The organism is Actinoplanes sp. NPDC051633, from assembly GCF_040681735.1.
Classification (GTDB): domain Bacteria; phylum Actinomycetota; class Actinomycetes; order Mycobacteriales; family Micromonosporaceae; genus Actinoplanes.
This window is the reverse complement of sequence record NZ_JBFAZH010001139.1, coordinates 1-2,479: the sequence shown is the minus strand read 5'-3', so window position 1 is coordinate 2,479 and position 2,479 is coordinate 1. Positions and strand designations below refer to the sequence as shown.

3 protein-coding genes are annotated in these 2,479 nt (G+C 73.9%); all 3 read left to right on the top strand.

Annotated elements, in window-relative coordinates; all coding sequences use genetic code 11:
- On the top strand, positions 1-257 hold a 257-nt coding region (locus tag AB0M20_RS38115; RefSeq protein WP_364305738.1), incomplete at its 5' end, for a hypothetical protein.
- Between the two features lie 58 nt (positions 258-315).
- Positions 316-1,347, top strand: coding sequence for a Gfo/Idh/MocA family oxidoreductase (locus AB0M20_RS38110; RefSeq protein WP_364305735.1), 1,032 nt, complete (start codon positions 316-318; stop codon positions 1,345-1,347).
- A gap of 80 nt (positions 1,348-1,427) precedes the next feature.
- A partial coding sequence (locus AB0M20_RS38105; protein WP_364305733.1) for an AMP-binding protein occupies positions 1,428-2,479 on the top strand: 1,052 nt, incomplete at its 3' end.

Genomic DNA, 2,479 nt, shown 5'->3' with positions numbered 1-2,479 from the left:
GGCGCGGCGCGCGCACCATGATGCAGTGGCTCGTGATGCCGGCGGCGAGCGACGCCGCGACCGTCCGGGACGCGTACGCCTGGATCGATCGCGGCCACCGCGCGCTCGCCGCGTGGTCCGCCGGCCGCTACGTCAACTACCTGGAGCCCGATCCGGCGTTGCTGGCGCGATGCCACGGCCCGCACCTGGCGCGGCTGCGCCGGATCCGGGCGGCGGCCGACCCCCAGCGGTTGTTCCGCTCGCCCTACGCCCTCTGAGCCAAGCGCACACCCGAGCGGTGTTTACATCCTGCGTGCGCGGAGTGAGCATCCTCGTATGCGGGTTGCTCATGCCGACGGCCATCGACCCACCAGCGGCGATCTGCGTGTCGCGATCGTCGGGTGCGGAGCGATCGGGGAGTTGGTCGCCCGCCGCGTGTACGCGGACCCGCCGGACGGCTGCCGGGTGGTCGCTGTCGTCGACCGCGTCGCGGCGCGCGCCGACGCCGTCGGGGCGCTGCTCGGTGTGCCTTCGTACGCCTCGCTTGCGAACGTCGCGGCGGCGCAGGGCATCGACGCCGTCGACCTCCGGCTGCCCCACGACGCGCACGCCGCCGCCGTGCTGCAAGCCCTCGATGCGGGCCTGCACGTCCTGGTGGAGAAGCCGCTCGCAACGACGTCTCGCGACGGGCGCGCGCTCGTGGAGGCGGCGGCCCGCTCGGACCGGACCGTCGCGGTCGCCGAGAACTACCCCCATCTGACGGCTGTCCGGGCGGCGGCGTCGGCCGTGGCCGCCGGCCGGGTCGGGGAGTTGGTGGCGCTGCGGTCGACCCGGGCGTACCGGCTCGACGGCGTGTGGCTGCGCGACGGGTGGCGGCGGGGCGGCGGGCCGGCCTCGGGCATCCTGCTCGACCAGGGCACGCACCACACCAGCCTGCTGCGGCGGCTGGGCGGCGAGGTGGCCGGGGTGTCCGGGCACGGGTCCGCCGACACCGTCGGGCTCACCCTGCGGTTCGCCTCCGGCCGCATCGGGCAGTCGCTCTATACGTGGGTCACTCCCGCGGCCGGGGCGGAGATCGAGGCCACCGTGTACGGGACGGCCGGGCGGATCGACATCCGAGTGGCGTACGACGGTCCGTTCGGTTCGGCCGTCCTCAACGACGACGAGGTGCTCAGCGAGGGCGAGGACTACTACGACAGCCACCGCGCGCTGGTCACCGACTGGGTCGAGTCGATCCGGGACGGGCGGCAACCGCTGGTCGGCGTGGCCGACGCGTACGCGGATCTGCTGGTCGTGCTCGCCGCGGCCGAGGCTCTGCGGACCGGCCACGAAGTGACGACGCTCGAGGCGGAGGACCGGACGCCCTGATCCGGGACGGCCCCGGCACGGCGTCCCGCGCCCGGCCCTGCTCGCGGCGGCCGGCGCGCGCCGTCGGATCTACGATGCCGATGACCGCCGATCCGCTGACGCGCGAGGAGCACGTGATGGAGCAACCGTCTTTCCCCAGCACCGTGGGAGGGCTCATCGAGCGCAGCGCCCGGCGGACGCCGGGCCGGGTCGCGCTGACCTTCGGCGAGCGGACCTGGACGTACCGCGAGCTCGACACCGCGGTCGGCCGGGTGGCGGCGGGCCTGCTGGCGCTGGGTCTGTCGCCCGGCGACCGGGTCGCCGCGTACGGCAAGAACTCGGACTCCTACCTGCTGCTTTTCGTCGGCTGCGCGCGGGCCGGCCTCGTGCACGTCCCGGTCAACTTCAACGCGGTCGGCGCCGAGCTCGCCTATCTGCTGACCCAGTCGGGGCCGGCGGCCGTGTTCGGCGACGCGGCGCTGGCGGCGCAGCTCGACGCCGTCGGGCCGGACATCGCCGGACTGCGCCGGGAGGCCATGGACGACGTCCTGAACTGGGCGCGCGACCCGGCCGGTGCCGTGCACCGGGAGGAGGGCGTCGTCGCCGACGGCGATCTGGTGCAGCTGCTCTACACCAGCGGCACGACGTCCCTGCCCAAGGGCGCAATGCTCACCCACCGGGCGCTGGTGCATGAGTACGCCTCCTGCATCGCGGCGCTCGACCTGCGCCCGGACGACGTGCCCCTGCACGCGCTGCCGCTCTACCACTCGGCGCAGATGCACGTCTTCCTCATGCCGGGCCTGGCCGTCGGGATGACCAACCACCTGATGGAGGCGCCGATCGCCGACGAGATCCTGCGCCGGGTGCCCCGCGACGGCGTCACATCGCTGTTCTTCCCGCCCACCGTGTGGGTCGGGCTGGGCAACCATCCCGGTGTGGCCGGCGCCGACCTGAGCAGCCTGCGCAAGGCCTACTACGGCGCCTCGATCATGCCCGTACCCGTGTTGCAGAAATGGCAGAAGCTGCTGCCCCACGTGGGTTTCTACAACTGCTTCGGGCAGTCCGAGATCGGCCCGCTGGCGACCGTGCTCCGCCCGGAGGAGCACGCCGCCCGGCCGGACTCGATCGGCCGCCCGGTGCTGTTCGTCGAGGC

Excerpts from the sequence above, each read along its gene's own strand:
- AB0M20_RS38110 (WP_364305735.1), top strand. The coding sequence starts at position 316 with ATGCGGGTTGCTCATGCCGACGGCCATCGACCCACCAGCGGCGATCTG.